This is a genomic window from Actinomycetota bacterium (genome assembly GCA_035759705.1).
In the GTDB taxonomy this organism is placed as follows: domain Bacteria; phylum Actinomycetota; class CADDZG01; order JAHWKV01; family JAHWKV01; genus JAJCYE01.
Window position 1 is genome coordinate 1 of sequence record DASTUJ010000098.1, and the last position, 17,808, is coordinate 17,808.

Consider the following 17,808-nt stretch of genomic DNA (forward strand, 5'->3'; position numbering starts at 1 on the left):
CGCCGAATCCCCGTGCGGGTACGACGGAGAGCAGGAGTGCCTGGACGCCATAGAGGCGGTTCAGGACCAGGCGGGCGCAGCAGCGATCGTCGACCGCCTGTTCGACCCGACCCCACTGGCGGTGGTCAGGTAGCGGGTTTAGCCGCCTCCGCCACCATCTCTGCCAGAACCTCCAGGTCCAGATCCTCAAGCTTTTTGAAGCTGATCGAGGCCGAGCCCAGCTTTACCTGACCGAGCCTCTCGGCGTACACCTGGCCCAGGTACTGCTTGCCTCGCACCGCATTCACGTACAGGCTGACGTGGGCCTTCTGGTTCGCCAGCCCGATCAGGAACCACTCCACCTTCTCCTTGGCGGAGTTCAGGTAGTCGAAGTGGCCGTAGCCGAGGATCGTCTGGTCGGTGCCGCCCCACATCTTGCCCCGCCAGAGCCACCGATCCAGCCCGGGGGCGGCCGATGCGACCACGTCGTGAACCGCCTCTAGCAACTCACGGCGATCGGCCGGTGCTGCGGCCAGGAACTCAGCTGCTGCGTCGCTCATGCTTCGTCCTAAAGCCGATCGGCGAACAGCGTCGCCAGACCCAAAAAGCTGATGAACCCGACGATGTCGGTGACGGTCGTCAGAAAGATCGAGGAGGACTGCGCCGGGTCCTGCCCGAAGGCCTTCAGCGCCAGCGGGATCCCGGCCCCCGCCAGCCCGGCCATGGCCATCGATATGACCATGGCAACTGCGATAACCAGGCCCAGCCCGAACGAGCCGCTCCAGACGACGACCCCCAGCCCCGTGACCAGCGCAATCGCCGCACCGTTGACCACTCCGACCATCAGTTCTTTGGACCCCAGCCTGCGCCACTGCGAGATCCTCACCTCGCGCAGCGCCAGGCCGCGCATCGTAACCGCCAGCGCCTGGCTCCCGCTGTTCCCCGACTGTCCGGCCACAATGGGTAGGAGCACCGCCAGCGCGGTCACCTGGGCGATGGTCCCCTCGAAGATCCCCACGACCGCCGCCGCCAGGAAGGCGGTGACCAGGTTGATGAACAGCCAGGGAAGCCGCTTGCGCACGGAGAACATCGGCCGGCTGAGCGCCCGCTCCTCGCGGCCGACACCGACCATGGCCTGCAGATCGGTGGTGGCCTCCTCCTCTGCCGCAGAGGTCAGCCGGTTGCGGCGGATCAACCCGAGCAGCCTGCCGTCCACATCGATCACGCTGATCCCGGACCGGGACCCCAGCCCCACGTCCAGGACCTCGTCCAGGTTCGCAGTCGAGGGCACGGCAATCGGAGGGCTCGCCAGGGTTCCCACCGCGGCCTCAGGGTCGGCAGAGATCAGGGACCGAATCGACAGACGGCCGAGAAGCTTCCCCTCGGCGTCGACCACCTGGACGTCCCCGTCCACCTCCCGCCCCGGCCGGCGTAACGTCGCCAGCACCTCGTCGGCGGTTTCGTCCTCCCGAAAAACCGTGACCCGGGGGTCCATAAGCGACCCCGCCGAGCCTTCCGGATAACTCATCAGGTCCTTCAACTCGGAGGCGACCCCGCTGCCGAGTGCCTCGAACTGGGCCGCCTGCTCCTCCGGCTCCATCCGGGCCAGCAGCCCTGCCAGCAGTTGCAGGTCCAGTTCGCCCGCCACCCGGCCCACCGCCTCAGGCGCCATGTGCAGCAAGAGCTCCACCGCCCGGTCCGGGTTCGTCCTTTCGATGAGGCCGGCGCCAACCGCGCCCGGCTGCGCGGCGAGAAAGTCTGCCGCCTCCCCGGCGTCGATCTCCTCGAGCAGGTGCGCCGCGTCGGTGGGGTGGCGCTGGATGAAGTCGGTGCCGAGGGCTTCGACCAGGTCGCCGGCGCTCGAGCTAACCGGCATCCCGGTCCTCCCCGGCCGGCCTGAACGATCCCGGGGCGGCAACGTGGCCCATGCCCCGCAGGATCCCCGACAACCCCACCCAGTACAGCTCCCCGAGAGAGGCGGCCAGCGATGCGGACGGCACCTCGGTCCGCGCCTGTCCTTCCAGCCGCCGCAGGGTCTCGTACCGCAGGGCACCGACGAAGCGGCCCCCTTCGTCTACGACGGGCAATGCGTGGTACTCGGTCCAGCCGGGGTGTACGAGGATCGCCTTGCGATCCGCGGTGGCGGCCAGCCGGTCGACGCCGGTGGCCATCATCTCGGTCAGCGGGGTCTCGGGTGCGGCCAGCATCAGCTCCCGCAGGTTCACCACCCCGCTCAGCCGGGACTCCTCGTCGTAGATGTACAGGTAGTAGATCGCCAGGTGGGGCGCAGCCCGAACGTGCTCCAGGGCCTCCGCCGCAGTGAGCGTCTCGGGCACCGACAGGACTTTCGGGTCCATCAGCGCTCCGGCGCTTCCCGGCGGGAACGCCAGCACCCGCCGCAGCTGGGCGGCCAGGTCGGGCGACATCTGGTCCAGTAGGAGGTCCCGTTTCGTGCCGGTGACCCGCCGGAGCAGGGCCGAGACCTGGTCCAGATCCAGCGCCTTGAGAACCGCAGCCCCCCGGGCCGGCTCCATGGCGGAGACACATTCGGCTGCGACGTGGTCGGACATCGCTGCGACCACCGGGGCGATCCGCTCCAGCGGCACGTCATGGAGCACGGCGGAGGTCGGCTCTCCGGCGAACCGCTCCATGACCCGGGCGGCATCCACCGGGTGCGTCTCGATGAACCGCCGAACCAGCCGGGCGGCGGCCGGAGATTCGGTCACTGGCTGAGCAGGGTCGCCACCTGCTCGCTGAACTGGCTCGCCGGGATCACCGTGCGGCCCTGGTCGGCCTCGACGATGACCGAGGTCGGGGTGATCTCCAGGATCTTGCCCTCGACGTCGCCGATCCGGATCCGGTGGCCGACCTTGAAGGTATCGACCAGGTAATGCGAGGCAAGGATGTTGCTTACCGAGGTCCGGGCGCCCAGGCCGAACGCCAGGGCGGCGCCACCGAGCATGGCCCCGGCCACCACCGCGACCAGAACGATCAGGAAGGCGACATCCAGCCCGACCTGGTCCAGGGCGACTATCACCGATATCAGCAGGACCCCGATCCGGGCCATTCTTCCCACGGCCTGGGCGTAGGAGAAGCCGGCGGAGGCCGCAGCCGCAGTGACTGCGGTGCGGACCGCCGAGGCGATGAGGGTTCCCAGGAAGACGACGAACAGGGCCCCCAGGATCCGGGGGACGAACCGGACGACCCCGGTCAGCCAGCCGGAGACGATGTCCAGGCCCAGCGACTCGGTGGCTATTGTCACAAAGACCAGAAAGACGATCCAGAACACCAGCATCTCGGCGCCCCGGGCGACGGAACGGTTGGCGGAGGTGCTCTGGAGGCCGGCGCGGATCTCCGAGTTCCCCATGATCCGGGCGATGCGCGGCGTGAGCCGCTTGGTCCAGGAGCCGAACATCTTGGCCGTGACCAGCCGGAGCAGCCGCGCGAGCAGCCAACCGACCAGCAGTATCGCCAGCGCCACCAGGACCCGGGGAGCCCACTCGGCGGTCTGCCGGGCGAGCTCGTTGACGGTGTCGGTGGGCAGATCCCGCCGGTCTACGGCCAGTATTTCTATGACGGCGACCCTTCATCTGTGGCGAACTCGGCCATGGCGTCGAAGACCTAGCCAGCTTACGGCCTCCGGCGGCCCCGGAGGAACTGCGGACCGTTACGTTTGACTAGAGTCGGATGGGGAAACATTGTGCCGCAACACGTCCGAAGGACCGGAAAACATGGCAAGCGAAGAGCAGAGCACGCGTGTAACGCGTGCCATCTCGCGGATTGCCGGGTCGCTCGGATCATTCCCAGCCATCCTTTTTGCTGCGGGCCTCGTCGTCGTCTGGTTGACAATCGGAATGCTATCCGGCAAGTCCCGCACCGACGTCTTCAACATGCTGACCATGGTCGCCACGGTGTCAACTTTCATCATGGTCTTCATCATCCAGAACACCCAGAATCGCGAGGACCGGGCGACCCAGACCAAGATGGACGCCCAGAACCACGCCCTGCGTCAGATCCTCGACCACCTGGAGATTCCTCACGAACATCCCCTCTCCCGTCTTGCCGGCCTGGAGGAAGCTCCGGAGGAGGACATCAAGAAGCAGCAGGAGAACGTCCGCCCAAAGCCCGGGACGACTTCATCGGACACGGGACCGCACGCAAAACAAGCGGGTTAGAAGTTTTGTCACCCCCTCGCGAAATAATCATTTCGTAGACCTTGCAACCGTAAATAACAGCCGTGTAGTATCACGTGGCGCATCACAACATGTGGCCCTGGTGGTTCCCACCCGCACCATATGTAGTGGAATTACCGCCTGCGCTTATGCGTTGTAGTTAGCGGGGGCCGGCTCCGGAAAGGGGCTCGGCTGGACACTTCGATAGTGGGGTACTTGGGTCGCCACCCGGCACCGGTATCGCCCAGAACACCTTCCCCAGAAAAGAGGCCTGAATGCTTGTTAAAAAGGGCAATGGAGTCACCGAGCCGTTCCAGGTGTCCAAGCTCCAGAAAATCCTCGACGCCGCTGCCACCGGGCTTGAGGACGTCGACACCTACTCGGTCCTCGTGGACGTCGAGGTGGGCATCTACGACGGGGTCACCTCCAAGGAGCTCGGCGAGCTGGTCCTAAGCTCCTGCCTGCAGCACGTTCAGGACGACCCCGGCTACAGCCTTCTGGCCGCGCGGGTCCTTCTTTTCGACCTTTACAAGCGAGCCCTCGGCAAGCACTCGTTCGACGACATCAAGGCCGCCCACGTCGCCCGGTTCCCGGACTACATCTCCGAGGGCATCGACCGGAAGCTGCTCTCGGCCAACCTCGCTGAGAAATTCGACCTGCAGCGCCTCGCCGAGGCCCTAGAGCCCAGTCGCGACCTGGAGTTCCGCTTCAACGGCCTGTTCGCCCTGAAGGAGCGCTACCTGGTCCAGGACCTGGAGACCGGCGAGCTTTTCGACACCCCGCAGTACTTCTGGATGCGGGTCGCCATGGGCGTGTGCGTCCAGGAGGACGACCCCACCGCACGGGCCATCGACTTCTACCACGCCATGAGCAAGATGGAGTACATCCCGTCAACCCCGACGCTGTTCAACTCGGGCACCCCGTCCAGCCAGCTGTCGTCCTGCTTCCTCATGGAGGCGCAGGACTCGATGGAGGACATCGGCAAGGCCCTCACCGACATCATGCAGCTGGCCAAGTACGCCGGCGGCATCGGGGCGTCGATCACCAAGCTGCGGGCCACCGGGTCGGTCATCAAGTCGATCAACGGCCGGAGCTCGGGCCCCATCCCGTTCATCAAGATGATGGATGCCGTGATCTCGGGAATCGACCAGGGCGGCCGGCGCCGCGGCACCCTGGCCGTCTACTGCGAGCCGTGGCACTACGACATCGAGCGCTTTCTGGACCTCAAGCAGCGGGCCGGAGACGAGTCGCAGCGGGTCCACACCCTGAACACCGTGCTGTTCCTGAACGACGAGTTCATGAGCCGGGTGGAGAACGACGAGCCGTGGACGCTGTTCGACCCGAACGAGGTCAAGGACCTGCCCGAGCTGTACGGCCAGGAGTTCAGCGACCGCTACAAGTTCTACGTCGAGGAGGCCCGGGCCGGTCGCATCCGCACCTACCGCACGGTCAAGGCCCGGCTGCTGTTCCACAAGATGCTGAAGTCCCTGGTCGAGACCAGCCACCCGTGGCTGACTTTCAAGGACTCCGGCAACATCCGGTGCCCCATCTCCAACGTGGGCATGGTCCACTCGTCCAACCTGTGCACCGAGATCTTCCTGCCCACGGACAAGCAGAACGTGGCGGTCTGCAACCTGGCCTCCATCGTCCTGCCCCGGCACCTGGACTCCAACAACCAGATCGACTGGGAGAGCCTCGGGGCAGCCGCCCGCCTGGCCACCCGGCACCTGGACGACGTCATCGACGTCAACTTCTACGCCATCCCCGAAGCGCACCGGGCGAACATGAACAGCCGCCCGGTAGGCCTGGGCTTCATGGGCTGGAGCGACCTGCTCGAGCGCATGGGGATCCCGTTCGACAGCGCCGAGTCGCTGGAGCTGCTCGACCGCATCGTGGAGTTCATCTCCTACAACGGCATCAGCGCCTCGGCCGACCTGGCCCGGGAGCGGGGCAGCTTCCCCGCCTTCGAAGGGTCCGACTGGTCCAAGGGCATGGTTCCCATCGACACCCTGGCGCTGCTGGACAAGGAGCGCCCGGAGCCGGTCGACGTCAACCGGGAGACCCGGTTGGACTGGGAGGCGCTGCGGACCAAGGTCGCCGGCGGGATGCGCAACGGCACGGTGATGGCGGTGGCGCCTACGGCTACCATCTCGCTGATCGCCGGGACGTCGCAGTCCATCGAGCCCCCGTTCAGCACGGTCTACGCCCGCAACAACATCGCAGGAAAGTTCCTCGAGGTGAACGAGAACCTGGTCACCAGGCTCAAGGACCTGGACCTGTGGGACGACGTGTGCGAGGAGATCCTGCTTCGCCAGGGCGAGCTGAGCGCCATTCCCCAGATCCCGGCCGAGGTCAGGGAGATCTTCAAGACCGCCTACGAGATCTCGCCGCTGACCCTGGTCCGCCAGGGCTCGGTGGTGCAGAAGTGGGTGGACCAGGGGGCCAGCCGCAACATCTACCTGACCACCAAGAACGCCGAGGCGCTGAGCAGGGTGTACCTGGAGGCCTGGAAGACCGGGCTCAAGTCCACCTACTACGCCTTCAGCCAGCCGGGCTCCCGCTCCGAGGCCACCTACGCCTACGACGAGAGCCGGCCCAAGGCCCACATGGAGCGAGGCGGGGGCGAGGCGCAAGCGGCAACGGTGCCCGTGTCGGCCGGAGGCGGCACGGCGACTGCGGTGTTGGTTGCGCCGGAGATCACGCTGGACGCCCAGGCCTGCTCCATCGACAACCCGGACTGCGAGAGCTGTCAGTAGCAGCTGGGTCGCAAACAAAGGGCCGCCCCGAGGGGCGGCCCTTTTGTTGGTGCAGGTGTGGCTTAGATGGAGGGAGCTGCGACGCACAGACCGTCGAGGTAGCGAAGCACGGAGTCGTTCAGGCCCTCGTTGAGGGTGTTCTCGTGCACCTCGTCCACTGCGTCGACCCAGGTGGTGACGTCTTCGCTGTAGGTCGCTGCGGCGTCCACGAACGTGCCGAGGGTGCCGTCAACGTTGCCATCGCCGTCCAGAGCCTGGATGTAGGCCAGTCCGGTTGCGCCTAGTGCGTCACTGGATGCGTCCATGTCGGTGCGGGCATCGGCGACGGCGGTTCCCTGCGCCAGGATCGCGGCCAGGGCATCTGCAACCGTGCCCTCCAGAGCGGTGATGGGTCCGGCGAGGGCATCGCACAGACCGTCCTCCACGCTGACCGGCTCAACTGCTGCTGCGGGCAGAGCGAAAATTCCGACTGCCATTACAGAGGTGAGGCCGCCTGCGATGATTCGGGTGATCTTGTTCATTTTTTTAGGCTCCTTGGTGTGCCTAGGGTGTTGCTTAGCTAGTGGGAAAATTCCTTGGCTAGCTTTGAATCCCGAAGTGAAGCTGCTCCTTCCGACTAAGGTCGTACGCTGATTTCTTCGATCCTGGTGCGAATGAGCTGGCTGATCTCCTCAGAGCTCATCCGTTGATCCTTCGGACGGTTGATCGCCTCCTGGGTGACCTCGGCGATGATCTGGTTGATCTCTACGAGCCTCCTGGCGTCTTCGCTGGCCCCCTCGGGCAGCTCAATCTCCGGAATGGCGGTCGATGCTTTTGCCGAGGTTTCGGTCGAACCGGCTGAGGCTGCTGCTTTTGGCGAGTCCGAATCGTCGGCCCCGTCTCCGCAGCCGGCCAAAGCGGCCATGAGAACTACTGCAATGAGAAACGTGCGGTGGAATCTGGTCGTCATCTGTTACCCCTTGGCTATTGCTGTTTCGTGCTGGTCGGGCACTACAACCACTTTGGGCGCCCGCCGCCGGGGGACCTAGTGCCATACGGCCCCCTACCGGGGGTGCCACTTGGCACCCTCTTCCTGGCTTTTTCTCGAAGTTTTTCGATTGTTGCGCAGGGCTTGACAGGCTTGTAACTACAGGTGTGTAATTAGAGCCCTATCCCCAAGATGCGGTGTTGACCTCCTGTCGGGACCACCACATCTTGGGGAGCCAACTTCGAAACGGAGCCAAGATGCTAAAGGTCACTGTGATCGACCAGGGCACGGGCGCGAAGGCACAGTTCGAGGCGTGCGGCGACGAGCCCCTCTTGGACCAGCTGGAGCGAGAAGCCCCCTTTGCCTTCCCCAACCTGTGCTGGATGGGGGCCTGCGGCACCTGCGCCCTTCGGGTCACCTCGGGGATCGAGCACCTCGAGACCGACGGCTTCGGAGTCGGCGCCACCGTCCAGGTGGACCCGGGCTGGGTCCTCCCCTGCGCCACCGGCGCGTGCCAGAAGGCTATTGACGACGACAAGCCCCACCACGTCCTCGTAGAGGTGTAGACGGAGCGCTCAGTCCGGAGCCGCCTCCCGGGCCCCCTGACTCTCGCAGGGTGCTTCTTGATCCTGGTCGGCGTCTGGCGGTGCATCCACTTCTTCACCTTTGAGATCCCGCCCTACTCTGAGCTTGCCTACAAGGAAGGCTTGTTCCATGTCACAGACCCGGATCTTGCGTCCGGGTGTCGCGGCGTCTGCTACGACGGCGTCATCATCGTCCTCGCCGGCGCCACCCGGGACGCCTACTACTTCTCAGAGAATGGCGGCGACGCCGAAGCCCTGGACGAAAAACTGAGCAACGATGTCGAACGGGTCGGCGTTCGGTACTTCCCGGTTCCATCCAGCGAACGGCAAGGAAGGATTCTGTACGACACCTACGAGGTTGTGGCCGACGGGGAGGTCATCGAGAGCTACGCCGACGTGGCCGACTCCTGGGACAACTCCAATCTCGTCTTCGGCGTGTTGTGGTTTCTGCTGACCTTTCCGGCCGGTCTGGCCTTGATCTTTCATAAGGCGATAGTTCGGCGAAAGACCGAACATTGGTATCAGAACTGACCGGGAACAAATCTTTTACTCCGCCGTAACGGCCTCCTCATTGGGGCGTAACAACCGGCAAATAGGTTGTTTACATGACTCCAAACGTTCCTTTCGTGAAACGCGCCGGGCTGGCCGCATGAGCGAGCTCACGACGACAACCTCAGCACCCCCCGGCTTTTTTGCCGTTGCCCGGATTGGGGATGTTCCTTCGGGATGGGTGCTGCGCACCTCGGCCGGCGGGCGCGACGTCGCCCTGTCGAACGTCGACGGCGAGTTCTACGCCCTCGACAACTCGTGCACCCACGCCGGCGGCCCGCTGGCGCCCAACCGGCTCAGCCCGGCCTGCACGCTCGAGTGCCCGTGGCACAACTCGATTTTCGATTCCCGCACCGGCGACGTGGTCTCCGGACCGGCGCTAAAGCCGGCCAAGACCTACCCGGTTGAGGTCCACGAGGGGACGGTTTACGTGTCGGTCGACCTCAAAAAGCCGGCTCCGGTGCCCGCCGGCCCCCCGCCGGTCGCATCCACCGGCGGATAACCCACTGCGCCACCGCCCCCGGCGGCCGGCCACAACTTTCGAACTCAGGAGGCTCAATTTGGCGATGAAGAAGACCTGGATAGAGGACTGGGACCCCGAGGACCAGGTCTTTTGGGAGCAGAAGGGCCGCTTCGTCGCCCGCAGGAACCTGGTCTTCTCGATCTTCGCCGAGTTCCTGGGCTTTTCCATCTGGGTGCTGTGGAGCATCAGCGCCGCCCACCTGAACCGCGCCGGCTTCAACTTCACCACCAGCCAGCTGTACACGCTGGTCGCAGTGCCGGCGCTGGTCGGCGCCACCGTGCGCATCCCCTACACGCTGGCCGTCGCCAGGTTCGGGGGCCGGAACTGGACCGTGGCAAGCGCCCTGCTGCTCCTGCTTCCCATCTCGCTGCACGGCCTGATGGTCACCAACCCCTCCACCCCGTTCTGGCTGTTCCTGATCGGCGGCGCGGTGGCCGGGCTCGGCGGGGGCAACTTCGCCTCGAGCATGTCGAACATCTCGCACTTCTATCCCGACAGGAAGAAGGGCCTCGCCCTCGGGATCAACGCCGCCGGGGGCAACCTGGGGGTCGCGGTCTCGCAGGGCCTCACGCCGCTGGTAATCGGATGGGGGTGGCTCGCGGTCGCCGGCGGGGCCCAGAACTCAAGCGCGCTGTTCCTGCAGAACGCCGGGCTGCTGTGGGTGCCCTTCATCCTGGCATCGGCGCTCGGGGCGTGGCTCTTCATGGACAACCTGAGGGTCGCCAAAGCGTCGTTTCGTGAGCAGGTCGGAGTGATGAAACGCAAGAAGACGTGGGCGATCACCCTGCTGTACGTGGCGACCTTCGGCTCGTTCGTCGGTTACTCCGCCGGGCTGCCGCTGCTGATGAAGACCGAGTTCCCCGGCGTGAACCTGTCGCTCGCCTTCCTGGGGCCGCTGGTCGGCGCGCTGGCCCGGCCCTTGGGAGGCATGCTGGCCGACCGGATGGGCGGGGCCCGCCTCACCTTCCGCACGCTGGTTGGAATGCTCCTGGCCACCTGCGGGCTGATCGTGTGCCTGTCGAACAAGACCAGCCCCGACGTCTTTCCGATCTTTCTCGGAATCAGCGTCCTGCTGTTCGCCTTCACCGGATTGGGCAACGGGGCCGCTTACCAGATGATCCCCACGACGCTCCGGGCGCTCCACCTGAAGAAGGCTCAGGGCGAGGGGCCGGCCGCCAAGGTGCTGGCGCTCAAGCAGGCGAAGATCGAGACCTCCGCAGCGGTCGGCTTCATCGGAGCGGTCGGCGCCTACGGCGGCTGGATGATCCCGCAGACCTTCGGCCTATCGATCTCCTTGACCGGGGCGCCCTTCCGGGCGCTCGAGCTGATCATGGGCCTGTATCTCGTCTGCCTCGCAGTCCTGTGGACCGGCTTCTTGCGTCCCGAGCGGGCACTGGCAAGCGGCCGCCTGGCGGAGGCGGAAGCCTAGAAAAAAGCTGGGTACTTACGGCCGGCGATCTGAGCCGGAGTACCTATGGCCCTAACGCCCCGGGCCGGATAGTTTCCGCTGTGGGGGACTCGCCTTTCCGCTGGGTGCCCTGCACCGCGAAAGGAGACCCCAATGGCCAAGACCCAGGCACCCTCAGAGATCGAAGCTGCCGGAAGCAAGTTCCAAACCGACGCCGTCCCCGATCCATTCGACGAACGGGACCTCGAGTACCGGGCCCGCCTCCAGCCCCTGCCGCCCTCGCTGGACTGCCGACCGGCGGACCGGGCGGTCATGAAGCAGAAGGGCAGCAGCTGCACCGGTCACGCCCTGGCTGCAGTCATCAACTCGGTGTACTCGGCCCCCTGGAGGGACGACCCCCAGCTGGCGGGGAAGCCGCCCCGGGTCAGCCCCTACATGCTGTACCACCTCGCCCGGCGCTACGACGAGTTCGACGGTGAGGAGGACATCGGCTCGTCCCTCCGGGGCGCCCTGAAGGGCTGGTTCTACCACGGGGTGGTCCGGGAGTCTAAGTGGCGGAGCCTCAAAAGCCACAACGCCGCCATGCTGGACGACGAGGACTTCCGCCGCCTGGCCGGCGAGCACCCACTGGGCGCGTTCTACCGGGTGAACGCTTTCCGGCTTGACGACATGCAGTCCGCCATCAACGAGCTGCAGGGCATCTGCTGCTCGGCCGCGGTCCACAGCGGCTGGAAGGAGCCTCAGCTCCTCAAGCAGGGCGACCGAAAGCTGAACGTCATCCTGCGGCCCGGCCGCCTGGACAACCTGGGGGGCCACGCCTTCGCCATAGTCGGCTACAACGAGGTCGGGTTCCTCGTCCAGAACTCCTGGGGAACCGAGTGGGGCGCCAAGGGCTTCGCAACCCTCCCCTACGACGACTGGCTCGACTCCGCATGGGACGCCTGGGTCGCCCGGCCCGGTGTTCCGAAAACCCCCTCCTACCGGGGCCGGACCAACGCGGTGACCACGACCGGCGAGGTCGGCACGGCGCCGGGGCCGGACCTTATTCGCCTGCAAAACCACGTTGTCAACATCGGCAACAACGGCCGGCTGTCGGCCCGGGGCAAGTTCGCCAGCACCCCGGAGCAGGTCGACAAGATCTTCAACCACATGAAGGAGCGCCACGACCAGTGGCGCAAGGATCGGCCGGCCGAACCGCTGCGGATCGTCTTCTACGCCCACGGGGGCCTCAACAGCGAGTCGACGGGCCTGAAGATCGCAAGCCAGCACCGGGGGTGGTGGCTGAACAACCACGTTTACCCGGTGTACTTCGCCTGGCAGAGCGGGGCGGTCGAAACCATGCTCAACCAGCTCACCGACCTGGCCGAAGGCTGGCTCCCGTTCGGGGTCCGGGGCTTCGACGCCCTGGAGGCGTTCGACGCGCTGGTGGAGAGGGGCGCCCGCCGCATCTTCCGGGGGACGTGGAACGAGATGAAGGAGAACGCCACGATGGCCTCGAGCGGCGAGAAGACCACGAACTACAGGTGGCCTCCCGGCCCGAAGGACTCGGACGCCATGACGCAGGCGCCGGCGGGAACCCTCACGGTCCACCGGCTGGCCAAGTACATCGGCGATCAAGCCGCCCCGTGCGAGGTGCACCTGGCCGGGCACAGTGCCGGGTCGATCTTCCTGGCCGAGTTCCTTCAGCGGCTGGATGCGGCTAAGGTCCCGGTTGCCTCGGTCAACTTCCTGGCGCCGGCTCTTCGGGTCGACGAGTTCAAGAGGAAGGTGCTCCCGACCATCGGAAAGACGGTCGAACGCCTGACGGTGATCGGCCTGAACAAAGAGGCGGAGCTCGACGACGTCTGCGGCACCGAGAACCACGACATCTACCACAAGTCCCTGCTTTACCTGGTCTCGCGTGCGCTTGAGGAGGGTGACGCCGAGGTGCCCCTGCTGGGCATGGAGAAGTTCATGGAAAAGCCGATCGGGGGCGGCAAGACACTCGAGGAAGCGATCGAGACGAAGGGAGGCGCTTGTATCTTCGCCCCGACGAACGCCGACGCCGCGGAGAACAGCCGGTCGAACGCCGGCACCCACAGCGGGATGGACGACGACTCGCCCACCATGACCTCCGTCATGTTGCGGGTGCTGAACGCCCAGGTCGCCACCGATGAGATGAAATACCGGTCCTCGACGCCGGAGAAGCTGCCGTTGCAGCCGTCCGGCGCGGTGTCGGTGCCCGCAGCGCCGCGGGTCAAAAAGGGAGAGGTTCTGGAGGAGGCCCAGCCGGCAGCGGCTAACGTCGAGTCGGACGGAGGGGTTCAGGACGTCTCGGTCGCCCCGGCTGGAAAGTTGCAGACACCGAGCCCGGTGGAACTGATGCTTGCGAACCTGGGGTGGAGCAGGGCATCGAAGATGGAGGAGAACCCGGCGGTGAAGACCTAACCGGCGGCGCTCTCGTTCGCCAGGGTGGTCAGCGCGGGGGCAAGCTCGGTTTGCGCCGGCACGGGGATGGCCCGGGAAACGGGGGCCTTCCAGAAACCGATGGCCAGGACGAAGCCGACCATCTGGAACATGAGGATCCCGCCGAGGGAGGCGCCTTCGGCCCACGCTTCGATCGCCGTGGTCAGAGCCCAGAGCTCGGCCATGACAATGGTTGCAACCAGGACGATACGGCGGTCGAGGTGCGCCGCCTCGGCGCGGTAGGCGGCTTCGGGGGTGGTGTGGTCGTCTCTCGAATCGAACATGTGACCACTATCCGGGGCGCAGGTTGCGGCGAGGTTTAACCAAGGTTTCGTTCCGGTAACGTTGTTGTTCCCCCGGTTTTTCGCGGGGATTACCCGATATTTGCCGGTGGTTGCTTTCCCTCAACCTTTCGGCGGCTCGCTTGGGGACCGGCATTGTGGGTATCGAACCAGGGTGATTTCCGAGCGGCGCCGATGCTTAGGAGCGGGGGACCCTGATGGATACCGGTAAGGCGTTGGTGCAGGCGATGGAACGGATCGAGTCGTCGAGGGGGCTGGATCCGGTGGCCGATCTGATTCGGCTGGGCGTCGACGGCGCCCTGCCCAGGGGGCCGGTCCGGGACGCGCTGCGGGGCGACTGGCTCGGGCACTCCTTCCACCCGCTGCTCACCGATTTCGTCGAGGGCCCCTGGATGGCCGCCTCGTTCCTGGACCTGTTCGGCCCGGAGGGCTCGGCACGCCCGGCCCGGCGGCTCCTCGGTTTTGGCTTGCTGGTGGCGATCCCGGCCTACCTGACCGGCCTGCTGGAGTGGGCGGAGGAGGATCGGGTCGAGCAGCGGCGGGTGGGCCTGGTGCACCTGGCGAGCATCTCTTCGTCGATCGGGCTGTACACCGCCTCCTACCTGCGTCGCCGGGGCGGGGGCAGCGGGAGCCTCCTTGGAGTGGCGGCCGGCCTGATCGCATTCGCCGACGGTTACGTCGGCGGGCACATGTCCCACGTCCGCGGAGTGGCCGCCGGCGAGATCGGAACCGGGCAGTGACCCCCTTCGCCCGCAAGGTCGCCTACGCCCTCGGGCTCAGCCGGGTGGTTATCGGCAGCGCTGCCGTCCTGGCGCCCGGGCGAGCGATGAACTTCTGGCTGGGGGTCGACCACGAGCCGAAGTCGGTGAAGGCCATGGGGATCGCGATCGGCGCCCGGGACCTGGCCCTCGGAATCGGGTCGCTGGTCGCGCTCAGCCGGGACAGCGGCAGCGCGGTGTGGCTGCAGGTCGGCGTCCTTGCCGACACGGCTGACGCCCTGGCTACTGTCCGGGCATTCTCGGCCGACCTCCGGAACCCGCGGGTGGCCGTTGCGGCATCGGGGGTCTGCGGCGCAGCGGTCGGTGCCTGGCTGGCGCAGCAGGCGAGCAGCTCGCGGTGAGCGACCCGGACGCGATAGTCATCGGCGCCGGGCCGAACGGCCTGGTGGCCGCCAACTACCTGGCGGACGAAGGGTGGGACGTGCTGGTCCTGGAGGCGCAGGCGACCCCTGGAGGGGCGGTCAAGAGCGGCCCCCTGACCGGCAACCCGGCGTTCGTCCACGACCTGTTCAGCGCCTTCTACCCGTTCGCGGTCGCCTCCCCGGCGATAACCGCCCTGCGACTCGAGGAGCACGGACTCAGGTGGCGGTGCGCCCCGCTGGCGGTCGCCCACCCGATGCTCGACGGCCGGTGCGCCGTTCTGTCGGACAAGCTGGAGGAGACGGTCGCGTCGCTGGAGTCGTTCGCCGAAGGAGACGGCGAGGCCTGGCGTGGGATGTACCGGGTGTGGGAGGAGGTGGGCGAGGACCTGGTCCGGATACTGCTCGGCTCGTTCCCCCCGGCCGCCGCCGCCGCCCGCCTGGCCGCCAGGCTCGGGCCCTCCCGGCTGCTCCGCCAGACCCGCTTCTGGACCCTCCCCATCCGCCGGATGTGCGAGGAGAGCTTCAAGTCGCAGGAGGCAGGCCTGCTTCTGGCAGGCAACGCGCTGCACGCCGACATCCCACCGGAGGTGCCGGGAAGCGGCTTCCTGGGGCTGCTGTTGTGCTCCCTGGGCCAGCAGTTCAACTTCCCGGTGCCCGAAGGCGGCGCCGGAAACCTCTCCGGGTCGATGGTTCGCCGGCTGGAGGCCCGCGGGGGCCGGGTGGTCTGCAACGCCCGGGCCCACCGGGTCGACATCCGCAAGGGCCGCGCGGTCGGCGTCACCACCGCCGACGGGACCCGCCACCGCGCCCGCCGGGCGGTCCTGGCCGACGTCGCGGCACCGGCGCTGTACCTCAGCCTGGTCGGCGAGTCGCACCTGCCGGCCCAACTGCTGGACGACCTGCACCACTTCCAGTTCGACAATGGGACGGTGAAGGTCGACTGGGCGCTGGACGGACCGATCCCGTGGCGCGCCGAGCAGGCGAAAAGGGCCGGAACCGTCCACGTCGCCGACGGCATGGACCACCTGACCGAGTCGTCCGCTCAGCTGGCGATGGGCAAGATCCCGGGGCAGCCATACCTGGTGCTCGGGCAGATGAACGTCGCCGACCCAACCCGGTCGCCCAAGGGCACCGAGACGGTGTGGGCGTACACCCACGTCCCGCAGCAGATCCGGGGCGACTGCGGAGGCGACATCACCGGAAAGTGGGACGACAACGAAACCCAGCAGTACCTGGAGCGAGTCGAGAACGAGGTGGAGAAACACGCCCCGGGCTTCCGGGACCGGATAACCGGCACCTTCGTGAGGACCCCTCCGATGTTCGAGCAGGCGAACGAGAACCTGGTCAACGGCGCCCTCGGCGGCGGCACCGCCCAGCTTCACCAGCAGGTGGTCTTCCGGCCGACGCCCGGCATGGCGGGGGCGCGGACACCGGTCAAGGGGCTGTACCTGGCCTCGGCGTCGGCCCACCCGGGAGGCGGGGTCCACGGCGCCCCCGGAGCCAACGCGGCAAAAACCGCCCTGCGGGATCACATGGTGAAGAGGCTGGCGCCCTACGGAGCGGCCGGGGTCGGCGGGGCGGCGGTCAGCCGGCTTTGGCTGCGGACTCGGGGCCCGGGGCGGTCTCCCGGATAAGCTTCTCCAGGCACTGCAGCGACTTTTTGTTTCGCAGGTACAGCGCCGGGTCCAGCAGCTTTTTGACCCTGGTCATCTTGGTGCCGGGGGCCGGCGCCTCCCGGATGGTGAACAGCGTGGTCCCCTCGGTCGCACCCCGCTCCAGCAGCATGCGGATCCGGACGATCCCGAGCGGCCTCAGGTAGGCCTGCAGCACCAGGCTCATCGGCGGGTTCATGGTGACCATCTCGGTCTTGTCCTTCACCGTCAGCTCGCCGCCGGCGCCGCTGGTGTGGTGGAAGGCCGACCCGGGGCGGGGCCAGTCCGGGTCGATGCCGCGTATGCGCTTCGCTCCCACGACCCACTTGGGGAACGAGTAGGGGTCGATCAGGACCCCGAAGACCTGCTCCGGGCTCGCGGGGAGCTCAATTCGGTTGCGTGACATGCATCTCCCCCTCTTTGGCGACCCGGAAGCCGAAGATTGCGAGCCGGCGGGTCTTCACTCCCTCGGTCGACCGGCGCACCGGAGCGAACAGGTTGCCCGGGTCGACCGGTACCCGGGCCCGGCTGAACAGGGCACGGGGGAAGGCAACCGCCATCACCCGCTCGTAGATGCCCGGCGAGACGTGGTGGCTAAGAAGCTGCAGGCGGCCGGCCTTGCCGACCCTTCGCTCCCTTCGGGGGTTCCGGATGCTCTTCAGGACAACCTTAGCCACGGCGTCGGGCGACTGGAGCGGGTACAGCGGCCGGACGAACCGGCCGGAGTAGTTGGCGCACTGCCGGTAGAGGGCGGTGTTCACGCCTCCGGGCAGCACGTTGCAGACCTCGATGCCCTTGGTGCGCCGCAGCTCGGTTCGCAGAACCTCCGAAAAGCCCTGGATCGCAAACTTGCTGGTCACGTACGGCGCCATGTCCGGCCCGGTCAGCTTCCCGAGGATCGACGAGACGTTCACCAGGATCCCCGAGCCCTGCTTGCGAAACTGAGCCAGTGCCGCCCGGGCGCCGTTGACGAAGCCGAAAAGGTTGACGTCGATGACCCTGCGGAAGGACTCGGCCGGGGTCTGCTCGAAGCTGCCGAAGCTCATGACGGCGGCGTTGTTGACCCAGACGTCCATGCGGCCGAACCGGTCGACGGCCGCATCCACCAGGCGGGGCGCGGTGGCCGGGTCGGAGACGTCGCACGGGACGGTCACCAGGCGGTCGGGCGTGCCGGCCAGCTGCTCCAGATCGGATAGCCCCTCGACCCCTCGGGCCGCCGCGACGACCGAGGCGCCGGCATCCAGCAGGGCGAGGGCTGTCTCCCTGCCGATCCCGCTGGTGGCGCCGGTCACTACGGCCACCGTCTGCGAATTGATTTCCAAAAGTTTCT

19 protein-coding genes are annotated in these 17,808 nt (G+C 66.8%); 10 read left to right on the forward strand and 9 right to left on the reverse strand.

What is annotated here, in order from left to right; genetic code table 11:
• Positions 1 to 125: 125 nt before the first annotated feature.
• Genes VFV09_06535 through VFV09_06550 form a run of 4 tightly spaced genes read right to left on the reverse strand, consistent with a single transcriptional unit; the run spans position 126 to position 3,553 of the window.
• On the reverse strand, positions 126 to 539 hold the full coding sequence (locus VFV09_06535; protein HEU4867366.1) for a DUF1801 domain-containing protein: 414 nt from the start codon (positions 537 to 539) through the stop codon (positions 126 to 128).
• Between the two features lie 8 nt (positions 540 to 547).
• Positions 548 to 1,855, reverse strand: coding sequence for a magnesium transporter (locus VFV09_06540; GenBank protein ID HEU4867367.1), 1,308 nt, complete (start codon positions 1,853 to 1,855; stop codon positions 548 to 550).
• Entirely contained in the window at positions 1,845 to 2,705 is an 861-nt protein-coding gene (locus VFV09_06545; GenBank protein HEU4867368.1) for a CBS domain-containing protein, read from the reverse strand. Before VFV09_06545 ends, VFV09_06540 begins: the two co-directional genes overlap by 11 nt.
• Positions 2,702 to 3,553 (reverse strand): mechanosensitive ion channel domain-containing protein, encoded by an 852-nt coding sequence (locus tag VFV09_06550; GenBank protein ID HEU4867369.1) that lies wholly within the window; start codon positions 3,551 to 3,553, stop codon positions 2,702 to 2,704. The genes VFV09_06545 and VFV09_06550 overlap by 4 nt, the downstream gene beginning before the upstream one ends.
• 157 nt (positions 3,554 to 3,710) lie before the next feature.
• On the opposite strand from VFV09_06550, the gene VFV09_06555 reads away from it, so the two are divergent.
• Positions 3,711 to 4,154: a low affinity iron permease family protein gene (locus VFV09_06555; protein ID HEU4867370.1), complete on the forward strand. Its 444-nt coding sequence runs from the start codon at positions 3,711 to 3,713 to the stop codon at positions 4,152 to 4,154.
• A 272-nt stretch (positions 4,155 to 4,426) separates the two neighbouring features.
• Positions 4,427 to 6,907 carry a ribonucleoside-diphosphate reductase subunit alpha gene (locus VFV09_06560; GenBank protein ID HEU4867371.1) on the forward strand — a complete coding sequence of 827 codons (2,481 nt, stop codon included), beginning with the start codon at positions 4,427 to 4,429 and terminating at the stop codon, positions 6,905 to 6,907.
• A gap of 62 nt (positions 6,908 to 6,969) precedes the next feature.
• Here VFV09_06560 and VFV09_06565 read toward each other — a convergent pair whose 3' ends face one another.
• A complete protein-coding gene (locus VFV09_06565; GenBank protein HEU4867372.1) occupies positions 6,970 to 7,428 on the reverse strand; it encodes a hypothetical protein in 459 nt (152 codons plus the stop codon).
• 95 nt (positions 7,429 to 7,523) lie between these two features.
• Entirely contained in the window at positions 7,524 to 7,856 is a 333-nt protein-coding gene (locus VFV09_06570; protein HEU4867373.1) for a hypothetical protein, read from the reverse strand.
• 275 nt (positions 7,857 to 8,131) lie between these two features.
• On the opposite strand from VFV09_06570, the gene VFV09_06575 reads away from it, so the two are divergent.
• From VFV09_06575 to VFV09_06595, 5 genes are all read left to right on the forward strand, one after another.
• Positions 8,132 to 8,440, forward strand: coding sequence for a 2Fe-2S iron-sulfur cluster binding domain-containing protein (locus tag VFV09_06575; GenBank protein ID HEU4867374.1), 309 nt, complete (start codon positions 8,132 to 8,134; stop codon positions 8,438 to 8,440).
• 57 nt (positions 8,441 to 8,497) lie between these two features.
• Positions 8,498 to 8,989, forward strand: coding sequence for a hypothetical protein (locus tag VFV09_06580; GenBank protein ID HEU4867375.1), 492 nt, complete (start codon positions 8,498 to 8,500; stop codon positions 8,987 to 8,989).
• 118 nt (positions 8,990 to 9,107) lie between these two features.
• A complete protein-coding gene (locus VFV09_06585) occupies positions 9,108 to 9,509 on the forward strand; it encodes a non-heme iron oxygenase ferredoxin subunit (protein HEU4867376.1) in 402 nt (133 codons plus the stop codon).
• A 64-nt stretch (positions 9,510 to 9,573) separates the two neighbouring features.
• Positions 9,574 to 10,959: an MFS transporter gene (locus VFV09_06590; GenBank protein ID HEU4867377.1), complete on the forward strand. Its 1,386-nt coding sequence runs from the start codon at positions 9,574 to 9,576 to the stop codon at positions 10,957 to 10,959.
• Positions 10,960 to 11,091: 132 nt separating this feature from the next.
• Positions 11,092 to 13,365 carry a C1 family peptidase gene (locus VFV09_06595; protein HEU4867378.1) on the forward strand — a complete coding sequence of 758 codons (2,274 nt, stop codon included), beginning with the start codon at positions 11,092 to 11,094 and terminating at the stop codon, positions 13,363 to 13,365.
• Here VFV09_06595 and VFV09_06600 read toward each other — a convergent pair.
• Positions 13,362 to 13,667 carry a hypothetical protein gene (locus VFV09_06600; protein ID HEU4867379.1) on the reverse strand — a complete coding sequence of 102 codons (306 nt, stop codon included), beginning with the start codon at positions 13,665 to 13,667 and terminating at the stop codon, positions 13,362 to 13,364. The two genes, VFV09_06595 and VFV09_06600, sit on opposite strands and share 4 nt — an antisense overlap.
• Before the next feature lie 215 nt (positions 13,668 to 13,882).
• Between VFV09_06600 and VFV09_06605 the strand changes: the two genes are divergently transcribed.
• From VFV09_06605 to VFV09_06615, 3 genes are read left to right on the forward strand one after another with little or no spacing between them, the layout of a single operon-like run.
• Positions 13,883 to 14,425, forward strand: a complete 543-nt coding sequence (locus tag VFV09_06605) for a DUF2231 domain-containing protein (GenBank protein HEU4867380.1) — start codon at positions 13,883 to 13,885, stop codon at positions 14,423 to 14,425.
• On the forward strand, positions 14,422 to 14,805 hold the full coding sequence (locus VFV09_06610; protein ID HEU4867381.1) for a hypothetical protein: 384 nt from the start codon (positions 14,422 to 14,424) through the stop codon (positions 14,803 to 14,805). The genes VFV09_06605 and VFV09_06610 overlap by 4 nt, the downstream gene beginning before the upstream one ends.
• On the forward strand, positions 14,802 to 16,460 hold the full coding sequence (locus VFV09_06615) for an NAD(P)/FAD-dependent oxidoreductase (protein HEU4867382.1): 1,659 nt from the start codon (positions 14,802 to 14,804) through the stop codon (positions 16,458 to 16,460). Before VFV09_06610 ends, VFV09_06615 begins: the two co-directional genes overlap by 4 nt.
• Here VFV09_06615 and VFV09_06620 read toward each other — a convergent pair.
• Together VFV09_06620 and VFV09_06625 are read right to left on the reverse strand one after the other, a co-directional pair.
• The gene (locus tag VFV09_06620) at positions 16,411 to 16,884 is read right to left on the reverse strand and encodes an SRPBCC family protein (protein ID HEU4867383.1); all 474 of its coding nucleotides are present in this window, start codon (positions 16,882 to 16,884) and stop codon (positions 16,411 to 16,413) included. The two genes, VFV09_06615 and VFV09_06620, sit on opposite strands and share 50 nt — an antisense overlap.
• Positions 16,865 to 17,800, reverse strand: a complete 936-nt coding sequence (locus VFV09_06625) for an SDR family NAD(P)-dependent oxidoreductase (GenBank protein HEU4867384.1) — start codon at positions 17,798 to 17,800, stop codon at positions 16,865 to 16,867. The genes VFV09_06620 and VFV09_06625 overlap by 20 nt, the downstream gene beginning before the upstream one ends.
• Positions 17,801 to 17,808 lie beyond the last annotated feature (8 nt).

Coding starts and splice junctions, on each gene's coding strand:
- VFV09_06535 (HEU4867366.1), bottom strand. CDS start 539: ATGAGCGACGCAGCAGCTGAGTTCCTGGCCGCAGCACCGGCCGATCGC.
- VFV09_06540 (HEU4867367.1), bottom strand. CDS start 1,855: ATGCCGGTTAGCTCGAGCGCCGGCGACCTGGTCGAAGCCCTCGGCACC.
- VFV09_06555 (HEU4867370.1), top strand. CDS start 3,711: ATGGCAAGCGAAGAGCAGAGCACGCGTGTAACGCGTGCCATCTCGCGG.
- VFV09_06560 (HEU4867371.1), top strand. CDS start 4,427: ATGCTTGTTAAAAAGGGCAATGGAGTCACCGAGCCGTTCCAGGTGTCC.
- VFV09_06565 (HEU4867372.1), bottom strand. CDS start 7,428: ATGAACAAGATCACCCGAATCATCGCAGGCGGCCTCACCTCTGTAATG.
- VFV09_06570 (HEU4867373.1), bottom strand. CDS start 7,856: ATGACGACCAGATTCCACCGCACGTTTCTCATTGCAGTAGTTCTCATG.
- VFV09_06575 (HEU4867374.1), top strand. CDS start 8,132: ATGCTAAAGGTCACTGTGATCGACCAGGGCACGGGCGCGAAGGCACAG.
- VFV09_06585 (HEU4867376.1), top strand. CDS start 9,108: ATGAGCGAGCTCACGACGACAACCTCAGCACCCCCCGGCTTTTTTGCC.
- VFV09_06590 (HEU4867377.1), top strand. CDS start 9,574: ATGAAGAAGACCTGGATAGAGGACTGGGACCCCGAGGACCAGGTCTTT.
- VFV09_06595 (HEU4867378.1), top strand. CDS start 11,092: ATGGCCAAGACCCAGGCACCCTCAGAGATCGAAGCTGCCGGAAGCAAG.
- VFV09_06600 (HEU4867379.1), bottom strand. CDS start 13,667: ATGTTCGATTCGAGAGACGACCACACCACCCCCGAAGCCGCCTACCGC.
- VFV09_06605 (HEU4867380.1), top strand. CDS start 13,883: ATGGATACCGGTAAGGCGTTGGTGCAGGCGATGGAACGGATCGAGTCG.
- VFV09_06620 (HEU4867383.1), bottom strand. CDS start 16,884: ATGTCACGCAACCGAATTGAGCTCCCCGCGAGCCCGGAGCAGGTCTTC.